18 protein-coding genes are annotated in these 18333 nt (G+C 51.6%); 6 read left to right on the forward strand and 12 right to left on the reverse strand.

Annotation, left to right across the window (positions count from 1 at the left end):
* Positions 1 to 175 precede the first annotated feature (175 nt).
* The gene (locus HEQ50_RS02080) at positions 176 to 625 is read left to right on the forward strand and encodes an OsmC family protein (protein WP_334427163.1); all 450 of its coding nucleotides are present in this window, start codon (positions 176 to 178) and stop codon (positions 623 to 625) included.
* 58 nt (positions 626 to 683) lie between these two features.
* Here the strand turns inward: HEQ50_RS02080 and HEQ50_RS02085 are convergent, their stop codons facing one another.
* A complete protein-coding gene (locus tag HEQ50_RS02085) occupies positions 684 to 860 on the reverse strand; it encodes a hypothetical protein (RefSeq protein WP_168898802.1) in 177 nt (58 codons plus the stop codon).
* A 57-nt stretch (positions 861 to 917) separates the two neighbouring features.
* Positions 918 to 1361: a MarR family winged helix-turn-helix transcriptional regulator gene (locus HEQ50_RS02090; RefSeq protein ID WP_168898803.1), complete on the reverse strand. Its 444-nt coding sequence runs from the start codon at positions 1359 to 1361 to the stop codon at positions 918 to 920.
* A 141-nt stretch (positions 1362 to 1502) separates the two neighbouring features.
* Between HEQ50_RS02090 and HEQ50_RS02095 the strand changes: the two genes are divergently transcribed.
* The 5 genes from HEQ50_RS02095 to HEQ50_RS02115 all read left to right on the forward strand — a co-directional run bounded on the left by HEQ50_RS02095 (position 1503) and on the right by HEQ50_RS02115 (position 7772).
* Entirely contained in the window at positions 1503 to 2063 is a 561-nt protein-coding gene (locus HEQ50_RS02095; RefSeq protein ID WP_168898804.1) for a DUF5067 domain-containing protein, read from the forward strand.
* Positions 2064 to 2164: 101 nt separating this feature from the next.
* The gene (locus HEQ50_RS02100) at positions 2165 to 2986 is read left to right on the forward strand and encodes a phosphorylcholine transferase LicD (RefSeq protein WP_168898805.1); all 822 of its coding nucleotides are present in this window, start codon (positions 2165 to 2167) and stop codon (positions 2984 to 2986) included.
* Between the two features lie 156 nt (positions 2987 to 3142).
* Positions 3143 to 4672 carry an HD domain-containing protein gene (locus HEQ50_RS02105; RefSeq protein ID WP_232842645.1) on the forward strand — a complete coding sequence of 510 codons (1530 nt, stop codon included), beginning with the start codon at positions 3143 to 3145 and terminating at the stop codon, positions 4670 to 4672.
* Between the two features lie 2 nt (positions 4673 to 4674).
* Positions 4675 to 6834 carry an RNA degradosome polyphosphate kinase gene (locus HEQ50_RS02110; protein ID WP_370520123.1) on the forward strand — a complete coding sequence of 720 codons (2160 nt, stop codon included), beginning with the start codon at positions 4675 to 4677 and terminating at the stop codon, positions 6832 to 6834.
* On the forward strand, positions 6834 to 7772 hold the full coding sequence (locus tag HEQ50_RS02115) for a Ppx/GppA family phosphatase (protein ID WP_168898808.1): 939 nt from the start codon (positions 6834 to 6836) through the stop codon (positions 7770 to 7772). The genes HEQ50_RS02110 and HEQ50_RS02115 overlap by 1 nt, the downstream gene beginning before the upstream one ends.
* A 330-nt stretch (positions 7773 to 8102) precedes the next feature.
* On the opposite strand, the gene HEQ50_RS02120 is transcribed toward HEQ50_RS02115, so the two are convergent.
* The 10 genes from HEQ50_RS02120 to HEQ50_RS02165 all read right to left on the reverse strand — a co-directional run bounded on the left by HEQ50_RS02120 (position 8103) and on the right by HEQ50_RS02165 (position 18080).
* Entirely contained in the window at positions 8103 to 8876 is a 774-nt protein-coding gene (locus HEQ50_RS02120; RefSeq protein WP_168898809.1) for an ABC transporter ATP-binding protein, read from the reverse strand.
* The gene (locus HEQ50_RS02125; RefSeq protein ID WP_168898810.1) at positions 8857 to 9828 is read right to left on the reverse strand and encodes an iron ABC transporter permease; all 972 of its coding nucleotides are present in this window, start codon (positions 9826 to 9828) and stop codon (positions 8857 to 8859) included. Before HEQ50_RS02125 ends, HEQ50_RS02120 begins: the two co-directional genes overlap by 20 nt.
* Entirely contained in the window at positions 9825 to 10721 is an 897-nt protein-coding gene (gene isdE, locus HEQ50_RS02130) for a heme ABC transporter substrate-binding protein IsdE (protein ID WP_168898811.1), read from the reverse strand. The genes HEQ50_RS02125 and isdE overlap by 4 nt, the downstream gene beginning before the upstream one ends.
* Before the next feature lie 12 nt (positions 10722 to 10733).
* Positions 10734 to 11525: an NEAT domain-containing protein gene (locus tag HEQ50_RS02135; protein ID WP_168898812.1), complete on the reverse strand. Its 792-nt coding sequence runs from the start codon at positions 11523 to 11525 to the stop codon at positions 10734 to 10736.
* The gene (locus HEQ50_RS02140; protein WP_168898813.1) at positions 11512 to 12732 is read right to left on the reverse strand and encodes an NEAT domain-containing protein; all 1221 of its coding nucleotides are present in this window, start codon (positions 12730 to 12732) and stop codon (positions 11512 to 11514) included. Before HEQ50_RS02140 ends, HEQ50_RS02135 begins: the two co-directional genes overlap by 14 nt.
* 202 nt (positions 12733 to 12934) lie before the next feature.
* Entirely contained in the window at positions 12935 to 13657 is a 723-nt protein-coding gene (locus HEQ50_RS02145) for an NEAT domain-containing protein (RefSeq protein WP_168898814.1), read from the reverse strand.
* A 325-nt stretch (positions 13658 to 13982) separates the two neighbouring features.
* Positions 13983 to 14291 (reverse strand): hypothetical protein, encoded by a 309-nt coding sequence (locus HEQ50_RS02150; protein ID WP_168898815.1) that lies wholly within the window; start codon positions 14289 to 14291, stop codon positions 13983 to 13985.
* A gap of 426 nt (positions 14292 to 14717) precedes the next feature.
* A complete protein-coding gene (locus HEQ50_RS02155) occupies positions 14718 to 15143 on the reverse strand; it encodes a VOC family protein (protein ID WP_168898816.1) in 426 nt (141 codons plus the stop codon).
* Complete coding sequence (locus HEQ50_RS02160) at positions 15133 to 16296, reverse strand: Gfo/Idh/MocA family protein (protein ID WP_168898817.1); 1164 nt, start codon at positions 16294 to 16296, stop codon at positions 15133 to 15135. The genes HEQ50_RS02155 and HEQ50_RS02160 overlap by 11 nt, the downstream gene beginning before the upstream one ends.
* 698 nt (positions 16297 to 16994) lie before the next feature.
* Positions 16995 to 18080 carry an ABC transporter ATP-binding protein gene (locus HEQ50_RS02165; protein ID WP_168898818.1) on the reverse strand — a complete coding sequence of 362 codons (1086 nt, stop codon included), beginning with the start codon at positions 18078 to 18080 and terminating at the stop codon, positions 16995 to 16997.
* Between the last annotated feature and the right edge of the window lie 253 nt (positions 18081 to 18333).

Here is an 18333-nt window from a genome sequence, read left to right on the forward strand (position 1 = left end):
TCGTGCAAACGGTTGTCATCCCGCCGTTTCTTGTCTCTGCAGAATATTTTAATATGTCAACGGTCAGTGGTTTACCTATTTAGAAAGCCTTTCCAATCCGTTGCGTTTCAATTGTTTTTTCCCTAGAAACAGCGTAATCTTAAGTTAGATTTATCCATGAAAGAAGGTGCTGTTCGTGGCAATTAATCGTGAGAAGTTTCCGCCACTCTACCGAACCGTTGCCGCTAATGACGGCGGCCTGGAGAGTCACGCCTACGTGCCCGGTGGTCTAGATGTGTTGACCAGTCATCCCCGCAATGATCGGCCCGGTGCCAATCCGGAACAATTCATTGGGTTGGCGCTGAGTACCTGTCTCAATGCAACACTAGAAGCCATCGAGGAACGACGGAATCTCCCCCATACCGCACAGGTTCATACGATTGTCGAAATGGCCCGTGACACGCACGGGTTCCAATTCTATCTCACCGCTGAAGTCAAGCTTCCCGGTGTCGACTCTGACACAGCGGCGGCCATGATTGATCTGGCCGAACGCCGGTGTCCCGTTGCCAAACTTTTGGGCAACAGTGACAATGTCACGGTCAAACAAGTGACGGCCTTTTCTCCCGCACCACCAGTCGCGCGTTAACGCCAAAAAGGACCACACCCCCGATTTAGCATGCGGAAATGTGGTCCTTTTATGCAATTCAGCGCCGGTTCAACCGTCCCTTTAGTCGATGCCACCAGGTCTTGTGTTCGGTACCTTCACCATAAACGTAAGATCGTGTGGATCGCGGCGACCGCTTGTCAGCGTGGTCATCATCCATGAAGACAATCTTGCGCCAGCGCTTGGCCTCTTCGTCACTCATGCGCTTTTTGCTCATTGACTTCAATCTCCTTTTATCCCCTACTTCGAAATAGGGACTCTCAGTAGCCGTGCACTACTTCTTCATGCGGGTAACCTGGCTGAAATCTTGAATGAACTTCAAAATATCGTGGGCCCGGTCATTGCCGTAGACATCAACCCAACCTTGAAACCGTTGATTGATGCGTTGGCGAATCACCCGTTCCGCACGAATCCCAGCATCGGTCGCAATAAGATACAACCGTCGACGGTCATTTTCATCCGGCTGTTGCCGCAGGTATCCCTGCTTCAACAGCACCTTGATTTGCCGTGAGATGGCGCTTCGTGTGACCTGCCGCTTACTGGCAATGTCCATAAGTGTTACGTGTTGATTCCGCGTAATTTCTCTTAAAATCAGGTATTGTTCAAACGACAGATGAAACGCCTTTGCTGGTTCCGAAACAAATTCATCCAAATACTTGAGTGAACTCATGTAGACATCAATAAAAGCGTCCAATAAAGACTGCTCCTGTTCAGCCATGATTACCCACCTACATTTCTCAAAATACGATTTTTATCTTAGCATTTACGTCCACCAAATACCAGTTTTTTTCATGCAAATTAGCAGGTGGTCTGGACCAACCTATGCTAAAATAAAAGGGTAGCATTTGGAGGGGAAACTATGCATCAATCACTAAAAATTGGAACCGTTTTAGGCCTGTTATTGTTACTCAGCGGCTGTGGGGCGTCAACCTCAAAGACGCCGTCGTCTAGTAGTAGCCATGCGGCTCAGACCAGTAAAAAAACGCGCAGTTCCAGTCAATCAAGCTTGTCTCAAGCCAAAACGGCCACGTTCACCAATCAGCAGTTTACGATTGACCACGTGACCTACAAGCTCACGGGTACGGCAGTCACAGGGAGTTCGACCGCCAACCGCAATTTATTCGTTCTCTATTATACCGTAACTAACCGACAAAGTAAGGCTATCGTCCCCAGTGACCTGTGGGGAAGTGCGGTTAGCGCCAAACAAAATGGAAAGCCTCTGGGCACGGGAAACCTGGCGTTCACGACGAGTCAAACAAAGGATAACAATCTGTTGAATCATACCGTCATGCCCGTTAAGGCAGGGAAATCGGTCGATGGATTGGCCACCTTTGAACCCAAGAACACCAATCCGGTCACCGTTACCTTCAAGGACACCCACGGCCAGGTTATCCACACGAGTCGCTACACCCTGTCCTAAGGGGCACTGGCTCTGTGTCACACAGGCCGATCAACGGCACCACTTTAGGGGTTGTTGCTAAGACCTCTTCGCTCAAAATTATGACGGGAAAGGAACCTTCTATGACGCGTTTAATCGATCGCATTCACCAGGTGGAGCTGGGCAATCTTGAACAGTTTATCACCCTTTGTACCGATCTTCACTTGCCTTACTTGATGATGGGAGGCTCCCTACTAGGCACCATCCGGCATCACGGATTCATTCCTTGGGATGACGACGTCGACGTGGGGCTTCTACGCGCGGACTATGACCGCCTGTTAGCGGCGGCTCCCGCCTACCTAGCCGATACGCACTACTTCTTACAGACGCCCGCTAGTGATGAAAATTACGGGCTGAGTTATGCCAAGCTTCTCGATCGCAATACTTATATTGAGGAGAAGAATAACGTGAATGCGGCGCGTAAGGGCATCTTCATTGACATCTTTCCACTCGACCGAATTCCACTAGACACCGGTCTGCAGCGCGAACAGATGACCAAGTTTCAATTACTCAACACCCGGATTCTCTTCCAACTCCGCTATCACTTGGTCGACAATCCGTTGCGTAAGCTCCAAAGCCCGTTAACGCCCGAACAGTTGGCCGACGTTAAGGCCCTGAAGGCGGAACGTCAAGCCCTCATGACCACCTATCAGGCGGAATCCAGCCTGTTACAGGTCAAGAATCTGGCGTCTCAGTACGGCTACAACAAGGAAGTCTTCACGGTTGCGGCCGTTTCCGACTTGATTACGATGCCGTTCGAACACCTGATGGTGCAGGTCCCGCGAACGTACGCCAGCGTTTTAACGCGAATGTACGGCGACTACATGGCCTTGCCGCCGGAGAATCAGCGAACCGAAAAACATTTGGAAAAAGTTATCATGGATAATCAGGTCTTTACCGAATGACCTGGCCGGAGAAACACAACAATTGCCGACTGGTTAGGCCAGATAAGCCGGATTGTCCCGAAACATCCGTTTTACCATTTGGGCTTAAAGTTGCCCCTGTCCGCGTCCTTTAGCCGGACACCGACCACAGCATATTATAGAAAGTAGATGACGTTTATGGCTGATAATTATTTTGGCGCAATGCTCATTAATGTTTCCAGTATGGAACTGTCAATCGTGAACCTAAAAACCGGCGCTCAGACCGAGCGGGTCAAATCGACCGTTGCCATTGGGGAAAATATTTACAACCATGAAGAAATTGATTTTGGAACCGTCGCCGAGGCGGCCGAAGCCCTCCGAGGGTTTCTCCAAGTCATTAAGGATTACGGCGTGACGAACTACCAAGTCTGGGGATCACAAGCCTTGTCTACGGCACCCAACGCGGAGTTCATTCGTGATCAAATCTTTGTTCGTACCGGTCTGAGCATCAAATGGCTCTCCTTGGGGGAAGAGTCCTTCGTTCGTAACGAAGCCATTGCCTTGAAGTTCGCCGACTACCACCACCTGGTGAAAAAACACGCGGCCATCATCGGCCTGAACTCCGGGAGTGCCACCCTCTCCTTCTTTGCCCACGACAATCTGGTGGCGTCTCACAACATGAAACTGGGCCCCGTGCGGATCAAAGAGGTCTTACAGAGCCTGCGGGCGACGGCACCGAATCCGGTCGATGTGCTGGACGATTATATCAACAGCAAGGTCGATGACTTCTACCGTTTTCTACCGGATCAGCTCCAAACCGCCAGTAATCAAGTCATTTTGATTGGGGCCGCGCCCTTAAACAATTACTTCATTCCTAAAGATGATGTGAGTTATGCGCTACCACTCAAACAATTCAATGAATTCAGCCGCGAGGTCATCGGGGCTTCTGACCAGTACCTCATGGAACGGCTACATTTGACGGAAGAAAATGTCGAATTGGTTTTGCCGGAAGTCCTGTTGATTCAAAAGCTGCTCACCGTGGTCCACGCTGATAAACTCTATCTGGTTAATCTGAACGTCTTAGATGGACTGACCACCAATGAAGAGATTGCGGCGGGAAACCACAAGTATCATTTTGAAAATCAAATTCTGGCTTCCGCTGACGATCTGGCCCAACGTTTCCGCGTTGAGCCCCATCACATGGAATTGGTGCGCCACTTTGCGCTCCACCTCTTCGATCAGTTGAAGACGCTCCATCGCCTAACGCCGCGCGATCGTCTGCTCTTGCAGATCGCCGCGATCGTTCACGACATCGGGGGCTTCATTGACACGCACGAACACTATCTCCATTCGGACTACGTACTCAAACAATCCGAGATGCTGGGGTTATCCGCCGAAGAAACGCAGATTATTGCGGCCGTATCGCGTTACCACAGTACCCGTACGCCAGCCGAAGACATTACACATTTCCAGCAGCTGACGACCGAAAAACGGTTGACGGTGGCTAAATTAGCCGCCATTCTTCGCCTAGCCGATGCTCTCGACGATGCGCACCAACAGACGATTCAACGGATTTCCGTTTCCGTACGAACCAATAAGGTCATCATCACCGCTTTCAGCGATGACGATCTGTCTTTGATTCGCTGGGCGTTCAACTACAAGGCCCAGTTCTTTACGGACGTCTTCGGCCTACAACCCGTGTTTAAACAAAGGAGGTTACACAAATGACAGTGGATTACAAGAACGCTAAGTACTACACCAACCGGGAACTCAGCTGGTTAGACTTCAACGACCGCGTCCTAGAAGAGGCCCGCGACAAGGCTAATCCTTTGTTAGAACGCGTGCGATTCCTTGGTATCACCCAAAGCAACGTCGATGAATTCTTCATGGTGCGCGTGGCCTCATTATCCAAGCTGGCCGCCGTGAACTATCCCAAGCCGGATGCCTCGGGGATGACGGCCGAGGATCAACTCTTGGCCGTCAACGCCAAGGCCCACGATCAGGTGATTAAACAATACTCCACCCTGAATCGCATGTTGATTCCTTTACTGGCCAATCTCAACGTTCACCTGAAAGTTGTTAAGGAACTGTCTTCGCAACAGTTTCGGTTTATTCAGAAATATTTCAATGACGAGATCTCGCCGGCGCTGACACCCATGGCCGTCGACAGCTCGCGACCGTTTCCATTCATTGGGAACAATACCTTAAACATCGCGCTGCGGCTCTTCAAGGACGGCAATAAGAAGGATAAGCGGTTCGCAACCGTTCAAGTACCGGATATTTTCCCACGAACGGTGCGGCTACCGGGCGCCGAAAACGACTTTATCATGCTGGAAGATATTATCAAGACCTTCATTGGCAACCTGTTCATCGGTTACGAGGTCAAGGAAGCCGCGAACTACCGGGTTATTCGGGACATGGACTTGGACGTTGCCGAGGAGGATACCTCTGATTTACTGAAGGAAGTGGAACAACAGCTCAAGCGCCGGGAACACGGTGGGGCCGTGCGGATGGAAGTTGAGGCCGGTATTTCCGATTCACTGGAGAAACGTCTGGCCACATCCATCAAGATTGCCGACTACGCCGTTTATTCCATTAGTGGTCCCATCGACCTCACCTTCCTGAGTAAGTGGACCAAGCAGATCAGTAATCACGATGATCAACTCTATCCGGCGTTCACGCCGGCACAAACCCCAGGGGTCACGGCCGACGACGATATCTTCAAGACCATTCGCCACAACGACGTCCTCGTCCATCACCCGTTTGACTCATTCTCGGCGGTCACCGAGCTAATTCGGCAGGCGGCCTACGATGACGAGGTACTAGCCATTAAGATGACGCTGTACCGGGTCTCGGCAAATTCGCCCATCATCAAGTACCTGGGATCTGCCGCCCAAAACGGGAAGCAGGTCACGGTGCTGGTGGAAGTCAAGGCACGGTTCGATGAAGAAAATAACGTCCACTGGGCGCAACAACTGGAAAAAATGGGCTGTCACGTCATTTATGGTCTGATTGGTCTTAAGACCCACTGTAAGCTGACCCTGATTGTCCGGCGGGAACCCGACGGCATTCGACGCTATATGCACATGGGAACCGGGAACTATAACGATGTCACCGCCCACTTCTACACCGACTTGGGCTTGATGACCACCAACACAGATATGGGGATTGACGCCTCCAACATCTTTAACATGTTGTCGGGCTACTCGGAACCCCCGTACTTCCACCAGTTGCACATGTCACCGGATGGTATTCGCGAATTCATCGTCAGCAAGATCGACCAAGAAATCACGAACGCCAAGGCCGGCCAGCCGGCGTGGATCGAAATGAAGATGAACTCGCTGTCCGACTCCGACATGATTGCCAAGCTCTATGAAGCCTCCCATGCCGGCGTACACATCAAATTGATCGTTCGGGGAATCTGTTGTCTCAACGTGGGTATCCCCAAGATTAGCGACAATATTGAGGTGCATTCCATTGTCGGCCGTTACCTGGAACACAGCCGGATCTACGGCTTCGCCAATAACGGCGATCCGTTAATTTACCTGTCCAGTGCCGACCTCATGACACGGAACCTGAATCGACGGGTGGAATTACTCTTCCCGATTCTTCAGGCAAACCTGCGCCAGCGGGTCTTTGACATTTTTGATACGCTCTGGCATGATAACGTCAAGACGCGCGTGCTGCTCGCGGATCGAACCTTTACGCGGGTTGACCGGCGGGGGTTAGACCCACTGAACGCGCAATCCACTTTCATGCAAGAAGCGATGAACAAGAACAAGCGCAGTGACGATGACCACTTAAAGGCGGCCAACGCACCACGTCAGTTCAAGCCAATGCTTAGTCCTAAGAATCAACCAAAATCCCCCATTGATCGGAGTCCTCAGTAATGGAAAACTTAGTCGTTATCGACTTAGGTTCAAACTCAGTGCGTATGACCATCAGTGAAATCGATGGTGCTGGCAACCACAAGACCATCGAACAAGTAAAGCGCTACGTCCGGCTATCGGAAAACATGGGTGAAGAACAAGTTCTCCAGCCGGAATCGATCGCGCGAACCCTCACCGCACTCGGTGAATTTAAAAAGATTTACAGTCAACTGGATAAGCCTGACATTCAGGCGGTTGCGACGGCGGCCGTTCGTCAGGCCAGTAACCAAAAGCAGTTTCTGAAGCAGGTCAAAGATAAGCTTGGTCTGTCCTTCAACGTCATCTCTGGCGCGACGGAGGCCCGCTACGACTACCTGGGGGTCATTAACACCCTACCCGTTGTAAATGGCCTCCTCGTCGATACCGGTGGTGCCTCATCTGAATTGATTCTGGTTCAAAACCGGCAAATGAAGCAAGTCGTCTCCATCCCACTGGGCTCCGTGACCCTGTCACAGAGCTATCTGGAAAGCGACGTGGTCAAGGCGGATTCCCTATTCGCCGCCATGACCTTCGTCAACAACGTCTTTAACGACGTGTGGTGGCTTCGCGAGGCAACAAACCTGCCCATCATTGGCTTAGGCGGTGCCAACCGGACGCTAGCCAAGATTAATCGGCGCAAGAAGAACTTTTTGAACTTCGAGGATGTTCACGGCTACAAGCTATCGGCCGAAGACGTCTACGCCACGCTGATCCAACTGTTGGGTCTGGATCTCGCCGGCCGTAAGAAGGTCCCCGGCCTGTCCAAGGACCGGGCCGACATCATCATTGGCGGCCTCATCCCTGTCACGTTGCTGATGCGATTGCTGGATTCCCAACAGATCAACTTCTCCAACGCTGGGTTGCGGGATGGTATTTTGTTTAAACGGATTAACGAGATTAAGAATGATGTAGAAGGTTAAAAAGAGTGCGGAACCGGTCGTTTAGATTCTGAGCATTAACGTCAATAAGGTGAAATCCCGGGTTTGGATTTTTGGCTTATTGGGGTTAAGCGCAGGAGTTTGCCTGGTTCCGCACGTTTCGGCTAGCGGAAATTGGGTCGAATGCCTTCACATCAAAGTAACTGCCAACGTATTTAAAAATATCCCGGCAAACCAGTAATGTGGTTTGGCGGGATATTTGTGTTGTCCGACACCTTTCGGCTGGTCAGTCTCTAATGTTTCCTTAAGACCGCCTAAAGCATGCAACAAAATCGGCTATTTTGACATTGGTATTAAGTATACAGCCCTTTTTCACCCGCGGTCATTTTCTTCTGGCACCTGCACAATATACGGTCCCAACCGCGGCACATCCACAATCTCGATCGGTGTCTGAAACGTCCGGGCCAGTAAATCCGCGTCACGCAACTGCGCCGGCGTTCCCGTAGTTACCAACCGGCCAGCCTGTAGGAGCCACAGCCAATCACTGACCGCGAAAGCCTGATTGATGTCATGAAGCACCTGAATCACGGTCAATCCGGCCGCTGCCAATTGCTGAAGCTGCGTCATCAGGGCGCGTTGATAGTGGACATCCAAATACGTCGTCGGTTCATCCAGCAACAGGACTTGCGGCTCCTGAGCCAGGGCCATCGCTAACCATACGCGTTGTTGCTGCCCACCGGATAGATTCTGCAGGTGTTCGGCGGCTAAATCCGTCAGTTGAGTCTGGCCTAGATACGTCGCCACCTCATCGTCCGGCACCGTGGCCAACAGCCCGTGATATGGCAGCCGACCCATCTTAACCACCGCGGCGACCGTCATGTCGTCGTATAACGCGTGGCGCTGACTGACCACCGCAATCCGTTGGGCCAGTTGTTTGGGCGCATACCGATCCAAGGGGTGCTGATTCAGCAAAACGGTGCCTTGCTGGGGCACCAACTGCCGCGCCAATAGGTTGAGCACCGTCGATTTACCCGCACCGTTGGGGCCAATGATCGTGGTCACCCGTCCGGCCGGAAACTTCCCCGACAACGCCGTGACGCCGGCCGCTTGACCGGGGTACTGATAGCTAACCTGTTGTAATTCCATGAAAGCCTCGCCCCCGTTGTAAGAGAATAATCACAAATGGCCCGCCAATCACGGCCATCATGGTCGCCGCCGAGATCTCGCTAGGCACAATGACGGTACGGCCCAGGGTATCGGCCGCCAACATCAACCACGCCCCGGCCAGCATTGAAAAGGGCAACAGTGCCTGATAGTCGTGACCCACACAACGTCGCGCTAGATTGGGAATCACGATCCCCACAAACGGAATCGCCCCAACGATGGCGGTGACGCTAACGGCCAGATAGGTGCCCAGTAGCAACAGGCTCCACCGAATCATGCTGACGGGCACCCCAATCGTCTGCAAGGCTGTGTCCGCCAGCTTCAGGTAATTGGCCCAGGGCGCCAGTAACAATGCCGTCAGCAAGCCACAGAGGCCTAGAATAAGAAGCCCCAGTGTATCGGACCAGGTCACCGCGTTAAACGTACTAGCCATCACCTGCGTCGTTTGTCCGCTACTGACCAGCCGTGACAACCCAACGAACGTGGCGTCCAGGGCCACCCCGATAATGATGAGGCGGTAAGGATCACGCAGGGCCTTGCCACGCGTCAGAATCCAGAGGGCCACGAGACCGCCGACCAGGCTCAATAGCCAGTTGCGGCCGGGCAACCAGGGGAGAAGTAAGGCCCCACCTAATTTGAAGAAATCCGCCGCAGAACTAATCCCCAAGATGCTGGGATCGGCAATCGGATTGCGAAAGACGGCTTGAAACAGTGCCCCGGCAACCGCCAAGCTTCCACCGCAGACCAAGCTACTGATGATCCGTGGTAGCCGGAGATTAAAAACGGTCACAAAGTCACGACTACTGGACTGTCCTAAGGCCGCGATGAGTCGCTGGGGGCCAATCCACGTGGTCCCCACCATGAGCGCGAGCCCCATCGTAAGCACCAGTAGGACCAGCACACCGCCAAACCACCAGCCTGCGTGTTTGGTCATGCGCCAACCCCCTTTACTGGATAGAGCCAGTGGCTGACCTGATCCAGGGCTGTGGTGACCCGCATGTTCGCTGTGGCATCAAAGATGGGCTCCTGTAAGTCATAAACCCGATGATGCTTCACGGCAGCCGTGGTGGCCCACATCGAATTATCCTTGAATTCTTGCTTGAATTGCTGTGTGACCATCTTGGGCATCGCGTGTTCCAACCGTAAGATGACCTGCGGATTGGCCTTCTGAATGGCCTCATCGTTGGGTTGCATGTATTCTTGCGTCTGACTGGTAAACACGTTTTGACCACCCGCAAGCCGTACCAAATCGCCCACGTAGGACCGGTTCGTGGCGACCATGTAATTGGCCCCCGGTAGCCCCATTATTACCAGCACACGCGGCGCTGGTCGCTTCTGAGCACGTTGGTGGGCCATCCGTTTTGCCAGCTGAATCTTTCTAACTTGTTTTGCTGCCGCAGATTGACGATCGTAACGTTTGCCCAGTTGCGTCAGTGTAGTCTCCAGGTGGGCCACACTGGTCAAGTTCAGGAAGTGCGGCGTCACGTGCTGGGCCTTAAAGGCCTTGCCAAACTGATCGCTCAGCGTCGTCACCGAATAGACGGCCGTGGGTTTGAGTGCCGTGATCTTTTCCACACTTGGATTCATGGGACTCCCCACCTTAGTCACTTGTCGATACCGCTGGGGAATCTCATTGGCCGTCGTGGGAATCCCAACCAGCGGCAGGTTAAGCCGATCCGCAATCTGAACCACCGCATAGGTCGTCGCCACAATTCGCGGGTGCCGCTGTCTTTGCTGGTGATGTTGCCACGCGAGGCCGCCCCCAATGATGCCGATCACGAGCAAGATGGTCAACGACCACAGCCCAATTTTTCTTGGATTCCGCATCTGCCAGACCTCCTAATGTCTTCCGAAATACCACCAACTACCGCCACCGACCAGCACCAGAATCGCTACAATTCCGCCAATAAGGCCACCCCAATGAGTCTTCTGCTGGGGAACCTGATCGGCTTCTTTGGCGGATTCGGTGGACTGGGCCACTGAGGAAGTCGTCGGTCGACTGCTGGTTGATTGACTGGCGGCCGAGCTACTCGTCGCGGACTTTGCGGCCGTCGAACTGGCCGTTGATTGGCTAGTCGTAGCCGAATTGGCAGCCGATGACGGCGTGGTATTTTCCTTTGTCGTCACCGACTTCTGCGCAGTCTTCTTCGCCGTAGTCGTCTGCGTGGACCGCGAAGCCGCCGCGTTCAGTGCAGGTAAATTTCCCGTCTTAAACCGGAACGTCAGCTTGTGCTTGGCTTTGTACACATCCGGTACGTCAATGGCTAGTCTGGCCGTAATATCACGCTTAAGATTGGTCGTCGTGAAACTGTAGTACACGTGTGAATTTCCCGCACGATCCTTCACCTTACGCACGTTCTCCGGGGCGCGACCGTCCACGGCGAGCACCTTAACCGGCCAACTCGTCAGCTTCTTCGCCGTCTTCAGGTCCATCGTGACCACGTACGCGTGATTCTGCACGCGCACCGTGGCCGGATGCACGAAGTACCCACTGGCCATCGACGTCTGGTTCGTCCCGTATTTCAGGGCGGCGTAATCCAGGCTCTGCGCGTGCGCCGAAACGGTGCCGATACCAAGGAGCCCCAGGAGCAGTGTCAGGGTCACGACGCCCCACTGTTTAAGCCTGTCCATGGCGCTTCGCCTCCCTAGCTAAAAATCCACCGCTGACGACGAGCCCCAACAGGCCCCAAATGATTCCGTTCGTTGTCGCCTCGCCGGTCGCAGGTAAGGTCCGTTTATGAGACTGCGGCGTGACGGCCTGCGATTGTCGGGGTTGATCGGCAGTGTTTCGTTTATTCGTCGTCTTCGGCAAAGCCGCCACGGCCGCGGCAGTTGCCGCCGTGGTCGACCCACTCGCCGCAAACCGGAAGCGAACCGGGAACGTCTCACTAATGTTCATCATCGGCACCGTGACGTGAATCTGTCCCGGAATTAACTTTGCCGTTAGCGCACCGGTCTGTTGAATCGTGAACCAGTAAGTCATTGTATAGGCCTTGCTGGTCTGCCCGTACGTCACATGACTGGCCGGAACGGCTTCCCCATCAATGGTCTTGGGAACGACCGCTTTGGGGCCGAGCTTCAACGACTTGGCATAACTCACCGTCAACGTCACCCGATACTCGCCATTGGCCGGCGTGACCTTGGCCGTATGCGTATAGTATTTGTTGGCATCCGAAAGGGTCATGGCATCCCCCTTTAAAACCTGATATTTCCAATACTGCGTGGCCGGCGTCGTCTTAGTCGCCGTTGAGGTTGCGGTCGTGGCTGGTGCGGTCTTAGTCGTTGTTTGCGGTACCTTCACCGAACTGCTCGTGGCACTGGCACTGGCAGTGGCCGTCGCCAGCTTCGTCGCCTGACTGATGAGATCAGCCGTCGTCGTGCTGGTCCCGTCCTTTTCCGCCTTGGCCCACGTCAGCGCCAACCGGGCGGACTCCTGCATCTTTCCCAACGGCGTGGTCAGACTAAAGGTCGCCGGGAGTGGACTGGTGAGCTTTGCCAGATTGGCTTGATAAATTCCCTGCCCCGCAACCGTCTTAATCCGATTAGCCGGTTGTCCATCAATCGTCATGGCCTTGATATACTGTGCCCCATTACTAATCAACAGAACGGTGGCTTGCTGGTCCTTCACCCGGACGGCCGCCTGATCGCCAAAGAATTGGTTCGCTGTGGACGTCGCCGAACTATCCGCCTTAATAATCTTGGCCGGCACCACATAGAGACCGTCGTCTAACGTGGTCGTGGCCGCATTCGCCCGTTGTGGGCCATCGAAACCCAGCACCACTAACAGTGTCACCACTAGCATCCCCGCTATATGTAACCCCCATCGCCATTTTTGCATCGACACTCACCCCATTCATTTAATTCCATCAGAACAGTTGTCCCGATGATTGTACCCGCTTTCATTCTACCAAACACCTCTGGTGGCAACAAACTTATCCACCTGAATCCCCCATCTTTTGTGTACGACCGCAATAAATCCGAAAAGAAGCGAAGAGACCGGAACAACATCGTCCCGGCCTCCAGCGCTACCCTCGAATCACTTATTTAGCAACGGTAATCGTCTTCGTTACCGTCTTATAACCGGCCTTAGTTGCCGTCACCTTAAGTTTCCAGCTCTTCTTAACGGCCTTCTTCAACTTAACCGTGTAGGCCTTCTTCTTGGTCGTGGTCTTGCCTAACGTGGTTGATCCACGCTTAACCGTGACCTTAGCCCCCTTGGTCGTGGTTCCCGTGACCTTCTTGGCCTTAGGCTTAACCTTCTTGGTGCTCAACTTCACCTTGGTGGTTGCCGCCAACGTGCTGGTCTTGAACTTCAGCGTCGCCGCCTGCTTCATAGTGACTTCCTTACCATTCATTGGCACGACCAGTGAGAAGCCCAGCGTATGGTTGGTCTTCAAGTTAACGTTACTGAATTTGTAGGTATTCCCCGTGGCCTTCTGAGTGACCGTTGCCGTCTTGCCATCCAACGTCATGGCCTTGATGAATTGATTGCCCGCCTTGGTCACGGTCAACGTAACGGTGGCCTTCTTGCTCTTCACGGATACGGCCGCTTTTGTTGTAAAGTATCCCGCCGCTTCGGAAGGGTCGGTGGTCCCCGTCTTATAGATGGCATACTTCACGCTATACTTGCCATTCGCTAATTTCGCCGCATTCAACTTCGCCGCCTGTGCGGTGGGCGTGGTTCCCAGCTGGACGGCCGGAATACCTGCCCCCACACTCGTCAACATTAATAACGCGCTCAACACTGTCAAAGACTTTTTCACAATGAGTCCCTCCCAAAATATGTAAAACTAGTCTATTAATGAATCCGATTACATAGTAGCATGTTTCATGATTCAGCTCCACAATAAAGCCTCCAAGAAGCCCGCCACAATAGGCTTATCGGGTGATTAACGAATGTAAAATGATGGTCCAACTCCCATGAAACATGTAGAGTCATTCCTATTTAATCGCCGAAAACCGCGTGCTTCGCGAATCGGCGGTCAACGTTGAACAGGAGGGTCTTTTCATCTATCATCAGATAAATGAAAGAGAAATAAAAAATCGTTTGTCCGGCCACTTAACTTTCCGGACAAACGATTGATCTGTTTAACCAATATGATTTTCATGCAGAATGGCGGCCACTTCTTTTTGCATGTCCGCCGGCTTTTCCCATTCCTGAAAAGTTGTAAAATCCTCGGCGGGCATCTCATAATTTTCGTTCACATAGTCTTCGTAGGCTTGAACGTGCGGGGTGTGAGCAATGTTCAACTGTAGAATCCGCACCTGCTTGATCAGCCCACGTTCAACGGCCAGTTCCGCCCGCCCGTTTTGGACCATATCACTGATTTCCATGTACTTGCTTCCATCTAGCCGGGTGATTTCCTCGATTAGGGTAAACGTTTCATGACTTTTCATCAATTCTCACCTTTCACTTTCAATCTACCGACTTCGACATTGGGCCGTGATTTCGTGCGTCCGATGTCCAGTCAGCACCGCTCTTAATTATACAAGGTTTTAGGCAAAAACAAAACCACTACCAGGGAATGGTAGTGGTCGGCATAAGAGAGAAAGAGAATTGATTAGAAGGTAATTATTAATACCTTACGAGTTATAATATACCGTTCTTTGTAAGCGCTGTCAATGCTTTTCGTAAAATAATTGTTGTTTTTGACGATTATTCCCCCTTATGACAATGGCCCTGAACGAGCTGCGCCTTGATACAGCGGTATTTACACGATGTTTACAAAAGCTGAAAATTATTTAACAATTATTTTTATCTTTTGGAAAACGGTTTCGCCGGCACCGTCTTTTCCGTTTGAACCTCAGCTAACGTGGGCATCTTCATGAGTCCTGCCCCCTTAACTGGAAGGAATCCGGCGTATACTGCATGAACTCAATTTGGTTACCATCGGGGTCGGCCGACCAGAGTTGGTAGGACTTGTCCGGGCCAAATTTAATTTCGCTGTTAACCGGTAATCCCTTGGCGACCAAGCTACGTTTTGTCGCCTGAATATCCGGTACCTCGAGACTTAAATGGAGATACCCACAGAGGTCATAACCATGGGTGGCTTTGGGCAGGTGGTCGTGGTCATAGAACAGTTCTAAAAACTGGCCCGGCTGAATCTCAAGGTACTTAATCCACGGCCGCCCTTGATCATCTGGCATCTCAAACTTGTCCGTAAATCCCAACCCATTACAATAAAAATCTACCGCTTTGGCCATGTCAGTGACTTTGAATGAGGCATGCGCAATTCGTTTAATTTCCATTATTCTTGCTTCCTTTCTGAAAAGCTAAGGCACTTTCTTCAGTCGGTCCCCAGAAACCATTGTCCAAATAGCCCGCTGGCAGTGGTTCTGGTCGATCAAACGTGGACTTTAAGCGATACACCTGTTCCGTCTCGGCGCTCCGGTATAGGCCATGAATCAGCTCAAACACGTGGTAGGCCATCTCCATGCTGGCGCGGTGTGGCCGATCTTGTTGAATCGCCCAAGCCATATCTGCAACTCCGAGTCCCCGTGAATTCTCTAAGAAACCGTGCGTGAACGGAAACTTAACGGGCTCATTTAATTGCTTGACCAAGTAATTAGGTGAGTCAAAATTATTGGGATCCCCCATCTTTAAAATACCGGCTGAACCAAATATCGTGAGTTGCGGTTCCTCATTTAAAATGTTTTCTGAATTAAAATGAACCGTGGCCAGGACACCATTTTGATAGGCAATAGTCCCGGTTAAGATATTATCCGCCGCAACCGTGGACTTCTCGCCAAACCATGGTTTATCCGTCCGTTGCCCGACCCGTTCCGGCTGATAACGCCGCCCAAAAGCACTGACCCGCTTGGCCGGACCCAGGATACTAGCCAAAGCCGTCAAGTAGTAGCACCCCGTGTCGAATGGCAGCGTGCCGCCCCGCTGATTCATGTGGGGGAAAATATCCGCATAGACGCGGAAGTTACGGTTCAGGGAAACCACCACCGATAACGGCTCACCAATCAGGTCATGATCCACGATGTACCGGGCCGTCTGAATCCCCCCACCCAGGAAGGTATCGGGCGCCACACCCAGTCGTAGCCCTTTAGCTGCGGCCAAGGCACACAGTTCACGACCCTCAGCGAGCTCCACGGCAATCATCTTCTCGGAAAAAACGTGTTTACCGTGCTCTAAGGCTTGCTTAATCACGCTGTAATGGGCTTGAGGCGTCGTCAGGTTCACAATCAACTGAATCGTTGGATCCGCTAGAATTGCTTCGTAGCTCATCGCCTTGATATGATACTTCGCCGCCGTCGCCCGCATCTTATCCGGGTTACGGTCATTGCAGGCCACGACCTGCGTAATTGTAAATTTTTCCTGGAGTGACTGGAGGTAAATATCACTAATCACACCGCACCCCACGACGGCCACGTTAATCTGTGCAATAACCATTAAATCCCACCTCTCGCAAATTTCATTTGCTTAGTTATAACCGATTACAACTAGAATTATAGCAACTCTTTATGAATTAAACAGGGGGTAATTCTGACAAAAGTAGCCCAAATTCACACAGCCGTGGTCATCCAGACTGCTGGAAAGGCATCAGCAAATCTTGGATAACTTGTAACAATTGCACGCGAAACGGTCGGAACTCTCGTGATTGTTGGAGCAGAGACTGCCAAAAATCGCCATATACGTTGCTTTGGAGACTTGCGGTCTCGGAAACGCGTTATGCAAGCCAGATTCTTCCGCTTAGACAAATAAGGAACTCCTGTCCGGCATAGCCGTTAATGGCGATACTGGTTTGGAGCGGTGGACTGACTCTCGCCCTTTAGGTCTCGGAGACTTGCAGCCTCGGAAACGCGTTCCCTCGGGCAGCCCCCTGCGCTTAACCCCAATAAGCACCGGCTCGGCTCCTCCGAGCGGGCACTTATTGCCGTTAATGCTCAGGGGCTAACCGCCCTCACTCACGCTCTTATACAAAAAACACCACCGTCTCCGGTGGTGTTCGCCATTTAGTCTTCACCAAATGAGAGATAAACCTCTATTCAATTCATTGGGAAATTAAATAAAGGGGTAAATAAATGGTAAGTTAAAGATACCATGAAAAATGATAAAAATCTATTCATTTTATCATAGTTTTTTAATTTTTATTTAACGCTCTGAGTTTCATTCGTATCGTGCAATACCGTTTCTGGGTGAATTAAGTTACTTGGATGTTGAATGACATCCCCCACCGAATGCCCCGAAATATTGGTCAGACACGTCAATACGAAGACAATCGCCACGGCAAGCGTGAGCAGGCGCGTGCCCCAGCCCATCTTTTCGCTGATGACCGACCCATAAAAGTCTTTCTTGACCTGCGCAGCCATGTTGGTCGCGTTTGGCTCTGCCGCTTGGCGTTCTTCCGTGACCTGCTTTTGATAGGCGTCAATATCGAAGGCCTTTTGATTTTCCTTCATCTGGCGTTGGAAATGCTTCTTTTCCTTCTTCGTTTGGCCCTTGAACCACTTGGTAAATTCGCGGTAGTGCTTGACAACGTCCTTCGTGGCACCCAATTCCTTCAACGTGCCGTAATGAATCCACGCCACCCGATCACACAGAATCTCAATCTGTTTCAGGGAGTGACTAACGAAAACAATGGTCTTGCCCTCATCCTTGAATTCCGCAATCTTATCCACACATTTTTGATAGAACGTATCATCCCCAACGGACAACGCTTCATCAATAATCAAAATATCTGGGTTAACGTGCACGGCGATGGAGAAACCAAGTCGTGACTTCATCCCTGAAGAATAGCTCTTAACCGGTTGGTACAAGAAATCACCAATATCGGCAAAACTCACGATATCATCCATTAACGCATCAATCTCTTGATTGGTCAGCCCCTGCATCAGCGCCTTTAACCGGATGTTTTCTAGTCCGGTCAGGTTGCCCCGTAGTCCGGCACCGATAGCGATGATCGAGGTATCGCCCCGAACGTCCACGATTCCTGTCGTTTGCGGAATAATGCCCGAAATAATGTTAGACAACGTCGATTTCCCGGAACCATTGACCCCGATCAAACCCAACGTTTCGCCCGACTTCACTTCTAGCGAAATCCCCATCAGTGACCAGAAATGCGGCACCTTGGTGTTACTTAAGGAAAAGAACGACCGTAACTTTTCAGCTTGACTCTTGTACAGGTCATACTCCTTCGTGACATTTTGGACCTTAATTTTATATGAATTATCCATGAATTAAACTTCCTAACTCAGTTATTAACGTTTTCTAGTAAGGCTCATTCAGAATCCACGAGCTCAGTCTTGTGTATTATACCAAAAAACGAGAGGATGTGGGTAATTTCTCGTGGGCCTTAGAAATTTCTTAGTCCCCATCCCGGTTTCACGCCCAATCGAGTAGGAGGTAGCCGATTAGTTCGGCTACCGACCTCTCACACCACCGTACGTACGGTTCCGTATACGGCGGTTCAGTAACTTAAGCATTTTG

This window comes from Lactobacillus sp. HBUAS51381 (genome assembly GCF_012641095.1).
In the GTDB taxonomy this organism is placed as follows: domain Bacteria; phylum Bacillota; class Bacilli; order Lactobacillales; family Lactobacillaceae; genus Levilactobacillus.

Excerpts from the sequence above, each read along its gene's own strand:
- HEQ50_RS02090 (WP_168898803.1), bottom strand. The coding sequence starts at position 1,361 with ATGGCTGAACAGGAGCAGTCTTTATTGGACGCTTTTATTGATGTCTAC.
- HEQ50_RS02135 (WP_168898812.1), bottom strand. The coding sequence starts at position 11,525 with ATGGACAGGCTTAAACAGTGGGGCGTCGTGACCCTGACACTGCTCCTG.
- HEQ50_RS02115 (WP_168898808.1), top strand. The coding sequence starts at position 6,834 with ATGGAAAACTTAGTCGTTATCGACTTAGGTTCAAACTCAGTGCGTATG.
- HEQ50_RS02085 (WP_168898802.1), bottom strand. The coding sequence starts at position 860 with ATGAGCAAAAAGCGCATGAGTGACGAAGAGGCCAAGCGCTGGCGCAAG.
- HEQ50_RS02095 (WP_168898804.1), top strand. The coding sequence starts at position 1,503 with ATGCATCAATCACTAAAAATTGGAACCGTTTTAGGCCTGTTATTGTTA.
- HEQ50_RS02105 (WP_232842645.1), top strand. The coding sequence starts at position 3,143 with ATGGCTGATAATTATTTTGGCGCAATGCTCATTAATGTTTCCAGTATG.
- isdE (WP_168898811.1), bottom strand. The coding sequence starts at position 10,721 with ATGCGGAATCCAAGAAAAATTGGGCTGTGGTCGTTGACCATCTTGCTC.
- HEQ50_RS02150 (WP_168898815.1), bottom strand. The coding sequence starts at position 14,291 with ATGAAAAGTCATGAAACGTTTACCCTAATCGAGGAAATCACCCGGCTA.
- HEQ50_RS02140 (WP_168898813.1), bottom strand. The coding sequence starts at position 12,732 with ATGCAAAAATGGCGATGGGGGTTACATATAGCGGGGATGCTAGTGGTG.
- HEQ50_RS02155 (WP_168898816.1), bottom strand. The coding sequence starts at position 15,143 with ATGGAAATTAAACGAATTGCGCATGCCTCATTCAAAGTCACTGACATG.
- HEQ50_RS02165 (WP_168898818.1), bottom strand. The coding sequence starts at position 18,080 with ATGGATAATTCATATAAAATTAAGGTCCAAAATGTCACGAAGGAGTAT.
- HEQ50_RS02125 (WP_168898810.1), bottom strand. The coding sequence starts at position 9,828 with ATGACCAAACACGCAGGCTGGTGGTTTGGCGGTGTGCTGGTCCTACTG.
- HEQ50_RS02100 (WP_168898805.1), top strand. The coding sequence starts at position 2,165 with ATGACGCGTTTAATCGATCGCATTCACCAGGTGGAGCTGGGCAATCTT.
- HEQ50_RS02160 (WP_168898817.1), bottom strand. The coding sequence starts at position 16,296 with ATGGTTATTGCACAGATTAACGTGGCCGTCGTGGGGTGCGGTGTGATT.
- HEQ50_RS02120 (WP_168898809.1), bottom strand. The coding sequence starts at position 8,876 with ATGGAATTACAACAGGTTAGCTATCAGTACCCCGGTCAAGCGGCCGGC.